Origin of the sequence: Micromonospora sp. NPDC050980, assembly GCF_040653835.1 — a bacterium.
GTDB lineage: Bacteria > Actinomycetota > Actinomycetes > Mycobacteriales > Micromonosporaceae > Micromonospora.
The window spans coordinates 68,068-74,067 of record NZ_JBFAGS010000022.1 but is presented as its reverse complement, the minus strand read 5'-3'; the positions used below and the strand labels follow the sequence as shown (position 1 = coordinate 74,067).

Here is a 6,000-nt window from a genome sequence, read left to right as displayed (position 1 = left end):
GGCTCGCAACCCCGGCTCACTCCTCGCGCTCACGGCGCGACCTCGGTTCGCGACTGCGGGGCTCGCAACCCCGGCTCACTCCTCGCGCTCACGGCGCCACCTCGGTTCGCGACTGCGGGGCTCGCAACCCCGGCTCACTCCTCGCGCTCACGGCGCGACCTCGGTTCGCGACTGCGGGGCTCGCAACCCCGGCTCACTCCTCGCGCTCACGGCGCACACTCCACGATCACCTCGAGCGCCCGGGCGAACTCCGCCCGGTCCACGGCGGCGGAGACGGTCAGCCGCAGTCGGGAGCGGCCGTCGGGCGTGGACGGCGGCCGGAAGCAACCGACCGCCACCCCCCGGTCCCGGCAGGCAGCCGCCCAGTCGGTCGCCGCCCCCGGCCCGGGCGCGCCCACCGACACCACCGCCGCGTCGGGGGCGGAGACGGACAGCCCGGCCGCGTCGAGGCGGCGCACCGCGAACGCGACCCGGTCGGCCAGCTCGGCGCGCAGCGCGTCGCCGGCCCGGGCCAGCCGCGCGGCGGCGTGCACCCCGGCCGCCACCGCCGGCGGCAGCGCGGTGTCGAAGATGAAGGTGCGGCCGGTCTCCGTCAGGTGCCGGACGAACTCCGCCGGCCCGGCCACCACGCCGCCGGCCCCGCCGAGCGCCTTGGACAGGGTCGCGGTGACCACCACGTCGGGCTCGCCGGCCAGCCCGGCGGCGGCCACCCCGCCGGCTCCGGCCGGGCCGGTCACGCCGAGTGCGTGCGCGTCGTCGACGAGCAGCAGCGCGCCGTGCCGACGGGCCACCGCGTGCAGCTCCGCGAGCGGGGCCAGGTCGCCGTCGACGGAGAAGACCGACTCGGTCACCACCACGGCCGGACGGCCCGGCGCGGCGGCCAGCGCCGCGGCCACCGCGGCCACGTCGCCGTGCGGCGTCACCAGCGTCTCGGCGCGCGAGATCCGGCACCCGTCGATCAGCGAGGCGTGGTTGTGCGCGTCGGAGACGAGCAGCGTACGCGGCTGGGCCAGGCCCCGGACGGCGGCGAGGTTGGCCAGGTAGCCGGAGGAGAAGACGAGCGCCCGGTCGACGCCGAGCCAGTCGGCCAGCTCGTCCTCGAGCGCGTGGTGCAGGTCGGTGGAGCCGCGCACCAGGCGCGACCCGGTGGCGCCCAGCCCGTATGCCGACAGGGCCGCCGCGGCGGCGGCCGTGACCTCCGGGTGGGTGGCCAGGCCGAGGTAGTCGTTGCCGGCCAGGTCGACCACGGCGTCGTCGGCGGCGCGCGGGCGCAGGGCGCGGGTCAGGCCCGCCTTGGCCCGCAGGTCGGCGTCGCGGTCCAGGGCCGCCAGCCAGTCCGCCACCGCGCCGTCCCCTCCCGCCGATCCCCCGCCCGCCCGGGCGCTTCCGCGGGGCGAAGTTACCACCCGGCCACCCGGCCCCGGCGTGGCGCGGTGCCGGCTCGCCGGGCCGCTCACGACGGTTTCCCGCGCTTCCGGCGGCCTGTTAGGTTACGAGCCATGCCAGAGATCCTCGACCAGGCCCGGACCCGGGTGCTGGAGAACGGCGTCGGCCTCGACCCCGCCGGCATCCTCGCCGTGCTGAACCTGCCGGACGAGCACCTGCCCGCCGCCCTCCAGCTCGCCCACGAGGTGCGGATGCGCTGGTGCGGCCCGGAGGTCGAGGTGGAGGGCATCGTCTCGCTGAAGACCGGCGGCTGCCCGGAGGACTGCCACTTCTGCTCCCAGTCCGGCCTGTTCACCTCGCCGGTGCGCTCGGTCTGGCTGGACATCCCGGCGCTGGTCGAGGCCGCGAAGCAGACCGCGGCGACCGGGGCCAGCGAGTTCTGCATCGTGGCCGCCGTGCGCGGTCCGGACGCGCGGCTGATGAAGCAGATGCGCGACGGGGTCGCGGCCATCAAGGAGGCGGTCGACATCCAGGTCGCCGCGTCGCTCGGCATGCTCACCCAGGAGCAGGTCGACGAGTTGGTCGAGATGGGGGTGCACCGCTACAACCACAACCTGGAGACCTGCCGCTCCTACTTCCCGAACGTGGTCACCACCCACTCCTGGGAGGAACGCTGGGAGACGCTGCGGATGGTCCGCGAGTCCGGCATGGAGGTCTGCTGCGGCGGCATCCTCGGGCTCGGCGAGACGGTGGAGCAGCGCGCCGAGTTCGCCGCCCAGCTCGCCGAGCTGGACCCGCACGAGGTGCCGCTGAACTTCCTCAACCCGCGCCCCGGCACGCCGCTCGGTGACCGCCCGGTGGTCGAGGGCAAGGACGCGCTGCGCGCCATCGCCGCGTTCCGGCTGGCCATGCCGCGCACCATCCTGCGCTACGCGGGCGGACGGGAACTCACCCTCGGTGACCTCGGCACCCGCGACGGCCTGCTCGGCGGCATCAACGCGGTCATCGTCGGTAACTACCTGACCACGCTGGGCCGGCCGGCGACCGACGACCTGAAGCTGTTGACCGAGCTGAAGATGCCGGTGAAGGCGCTCTCGGCGACCCTGTGAGGCGATGGTGAGCGAGCTGACCCGACCCGCCGCGCCGGCCGACGACGCGGGCGCGACCGGCCGCGCCGTGACCGCCGGTGGGCCCGGCCCGGCCGGCGACGTCGCGGTGGCCCGCTGGTGCGACAGGTGCGGTGAGCCGGTGGCCGACGGGCCGCACTCGGCGTGCGCGGCGGCGCGGGCGCTGGAGCCGCCACGCTGGTGCGCCACCTGCCGGCGACGGATGAAGGTGCAGGTCGTGCCGGCCGGCTGGTCGGCGGTCTGCGTCGAGCACGGCGAGCGGCGAGGCTGAGCGGTGCTGCGGGGACGGGCGGTGACGCTGCGACCGGCCACGGACGCCGACGTCGACGCGCTCGCCGCGATCCGGGCCACCCCGGAGGTACGCCGCTGGTGGCGCGGCGACGACGACCTGGCCGGGGCGGTGCGCGCCGACCTGGCCGACGACTCGCTGACCGTCTACGTGATCGAGCACGCCGACCGGCTGGTGGGCGCGATCCAGTGGTACGCCGAGACGGACCCGGACTACCGCCACGCCAGCCTGGACATCTTCCTCGACCCGGCGGCGCGCGGGGCGGGGTTGGGTGGGGACGCGATCCGCACGCTGGTCCGGCACCTGGCCGACGAGTACGGCCACCACCGGTTCACCATCGACCCGGCGGCGGCGAACACCGCGGCGATCCGGGCGTACGCGAAGGTGGGGTTCCGCCCGGTGGGCATCATGCGCCGCTACGAGCGCGGCCCCGACGGGCGCTGGCACGACGGCCTGCTGATGGACCTGCTCGCCGAGGACCTGCCCGACTGAGTCGGGCGTGCCCGGCACCGCAGGGGTGCCGGGCACGTCCGGTCGGCTAGCGCTGGAGGGTCAGCACCCCCGGCCGCCACGGCAGCAGGTTGTAGTCGCCACCCGCGTTGGGGTTCTTGCCCTGGTAGAGGAACTGCAGGTTGCAGGCGTCGACGGTCTTGGTCTGGTCGGGGTTGGTGCGGACCAGGTCACCGTGGCTGATGTCGTTGGTCCACGTCGCGCCGCTGTTGGCCTTGCCCGCGAAGGGGTTGCTCTCGCTGGCGGCCTGCGGGGTCCACGAGCCGCTGAGGCTGTTGGAGGTGAAGGAGCGGAAGTAGCGCCCCTGACTCCCGATCGCCTCGACGATCATCAGGTACTGGTTCTGGCCCGCCACCTTGTAGACCTCGACGCCCTCGAACAGGTTGTTCGTCGAGTCGGTCATGATCGTCGTGTAGTTCGAGCCGAAGCTGCCCGGGAAGTTCCCCAGCGGCATGCTCGACCGGTAGATCTTGCCGTTGTCCCCGGCGAAGAACAGGTACATGTTCTGGTCGTCGCCGATCAGGGTCTGGTCGATCACGCCGTACGGGGCGTCGGGGAGGGTGGCGGTGGAGAGCGTCTGCGGCGCGGACCAGCCGTTGGCGTTGGTCGGGTCGCTCGACGTCTTGTAGCTGAACGAGGTCGGCCCCCACTGGTACGCCAGCACCCAGATGTTCTTCGGGGCGAAGTACAGCAGGGTGGGCGCCACGGTGCCCTGGCTCATTCCGGTCTGGCCGGCCGAGGCCATGTCGGACCAGTTGGTGAACAGGCTGAAGTTCATCGAGCCGTACTGGCCGCTGCTGTTGACGTTGGACCCGTAGACCAGGTGCTTGCCGTTGTAGACCACGTTGGTGAAGTCCTTGAGCGAGACCCAGCCGTTCGCCGGGTTCGCCAGCGCGCCGGTCGACGACCACCGGTAGGTCGACGGGAGCGCGCAGCCGCCCGGCGGCGGGGTGGTCGGCGGCGGCGTGGTCGGCGGCGTGGTGCCGCCGAAGTCGGTCCGCCACTGCTGGTTGGGCTGCCCGTGGCAGTCGTAGAGCTGGATCTGCTGACCGTTGTTGGTGCTCCACACGTCCAGGCAGCGGCCGGACTGCACGCCGCTGATGGTGCCGTTGGAGTTGATGTTCCACTGCTGGTTCGACTGGCCGTTGCAGTCCCAGATGATGATTCCGGTGCCGTTGCCGGTGGCCGCGCCGTTCGCGTCGAGGCACTTGCTGCCGTAGACCATCAGCTGCTTGCTGGCGGTGTACGTCCACCGCTGGTTCGACTGGCCGTTGCAGTCCCAGAGCTGCACCCGGGTGCCGTTGGTCTGCGTGGCGTTGGGCACGTCGATGCACCGGCCCGACTGCACGCCGACGATCTGGCCGCTGCCGCCGGAGGGCGGCGGGCCGGTGGTCGGCCCCGAGGTCGGCCCCGAGGTCGGCGCGGCGGCGTTGAGGGCGTTCAGGACGGAGTTGTACGCGGCCTTCTTGTTGCCGCCGCCGTCGAACAGCAACGGGTTCTCGCCCGAGCGCCACGAGTCGCTGTCGCGCACCCCCCACACCGTGATGCCGATGCACCGCGGCACGTTGACGCAGGCCTGGGTGAGCCCGGCGTACTGGCTGGTGGAGGCGTTGGTGACGTCGACCTCGGTCAGCGCCACGTCCACCCCGAGCGCGGCGAAGCTGGACAGCGTGGTCTGGAAGTTGCCCGGCAGCGAACTGCCCCCGGTGAAGTGGGTCTGCAACCCCACACAGTCGATCGGCACACCCCGGGACTTGAAGTCCTGGATCATCCGGTAGACACCCTGCGTCTTGCCGTACGACCAGTTCTCGATGTTGTAGTCGTTGTAGCACAGCTTGACCGACGGATCCGCCGCCCGCGCGGTGCGGAACGCCACCTCGATCCAGTCGTTGCCGGTGCCCTGCAGATTCGAGTTACGCCGGCTGCCGTCCTCGTTGAACGCCTCGTTGACCACATCCCACGCGGCGAGCTTGCCCCGGTAGTGAGCCATCACCCCGTTGATGTGATTGATCATCGCGTTACGCAGCGCGCTGCCCTGCATGTTCTGCATCCAGCCCGGCTGCTGCGCGTGCCAGGCCAGCGTGTGACCCCGCACCTTCAGGCCACGCTGCGTCGCCCAGTTGTAGATCTGGTCACCGGCGGAGAAGTTGAACTGGTTCTGGTTCGGCTCCGTCGCGTCCGGCTTCATCTCGTTCTCGGCCGTGATCATGTTGAACTCACGCGCCGCGATCGTGCTGTAGGTCGAGTCGTTCAGCCGGCTCGCCGCGATGGCGGTGCCGAAGTAGCGGCCGGACTGCGCCGCCGCCGCGCCGAGCGTGCTCGCCGCGGCGTTCGCCGACGGCATCATGACCGCGACCGCGGCCACTGTCACGACGCTCACCGCGCCGGCGATCAGCGCTCGGACGGCGGGCGATCGCCGCCGGTTCCCGCCGCGAGGAACGGATGGGCTCACTGCCACCTTGGCCTCCTTGCTGGCCAACACCCAAGCCGTCTGGGCGGGGACGACTGGACGTCAGGGTCGGAATATTTAACTGCGCCAATGCTTGCATCGGGCACCCGCGCGAACAACAAGTTTCGGAAAAGTTTCGGAGTTGTTTTGGCGCGCGGGCGACGCGACGGCCACCGCCTTCGCCCACGTCGAGCGGGCCGGTCGCCGCCACCGGGCGACCGGCCACGCCCGCCGCGGGG

5 protein-coding genes are annotated in these 6,000 nt (G+C 72.4%); 3 read left to right on the top strand and 2 right to left on the bottom strand.

Annotated features, from left to right (window positions below; translation table 11 throughout):
• Nucleotides 1-206 precede the first annotated feature (206 nt).
• On the bottom strand, nucleotides 207-1,343 hold the full coding sequence (locus AB0H28_RS25325) for an 8-amino-7-oxononanoate synthase (RefSeq protein ID WP_358044950.1): 1,137 nt from the start codon (nucleotides 1,341-1,343) through the stop codon (nucleotides 207-209).
• 156 nt (nucleotides 1,344-1,499) lie between these two features.
• Here AB0H28_RS25325 and bioB point away from each other — a divergent pair, with 156 nt between their 5' ends.
• From bioB to AB0H28_RS25310, 3 genes are read left to right on the top strand one after another with little or no spacing between them, the layout of a single operon-like run.
• Nucleotides 1,500-2,495 (top strand): biotin synthase BioB, encoded by a 996-nt coding sequence (gene bioB / locus AB0H28_RS25320; protein ID WP_358044947.1) that lies wholly within the window; start codon nucleotides 1,500-1,502, stop codon nucleotides 2,493-2,495.
• 4 nt (nucleotides 2,496-2,499) lie between these two features.
• Nucleotides 2,500-2,784, top strand: coding sequence for a hypothetical protein (locus AB0H28_RS25315; protein ID WP_358044944.1), 285 nt, complete (start codon nucleotides 2,500-2,502; stop codon nucleotides 2,782-2,784).
• A gap of 3 nt (nucleotides 2,785-2,787) precedes the next feature.
• Nucleotides 2,788-3,294 carry a GNAT family protein gene (locus AB0H28_RS25310; RefSeq protein ID WP_358044942.1) on the top strand — a complete coding sequence of 169 codons (507 nt, stop codon included), beginning with the start codon at nucleotides 2,788-2,790 and terminating at the stop codon, nucleotides 3,292-3,294.
• Nucleotides 3,295-3,340: 46 nt separating this feature from the next.
• On the opposite strand, the gene AB0H28_RS25305 is transcribed toward AB0H28_RS25310, so the two are convergent.
• Nucleotides 3,341-5,770, bottom strand: coding sequence for a non-reducing end alpha-L-arabinofuranosidase family hydrolase (locus AB0H28_RS25305; RefSeq protein WP_358044939.1), 2,430 nt, complete (start codon nucleotides 5,768-5,770; stop codon nucleotides 3,341-3,343).
• Between the last annotated feature and the right edge of the window lie 230 nt (nucleotides 5,771-6,000).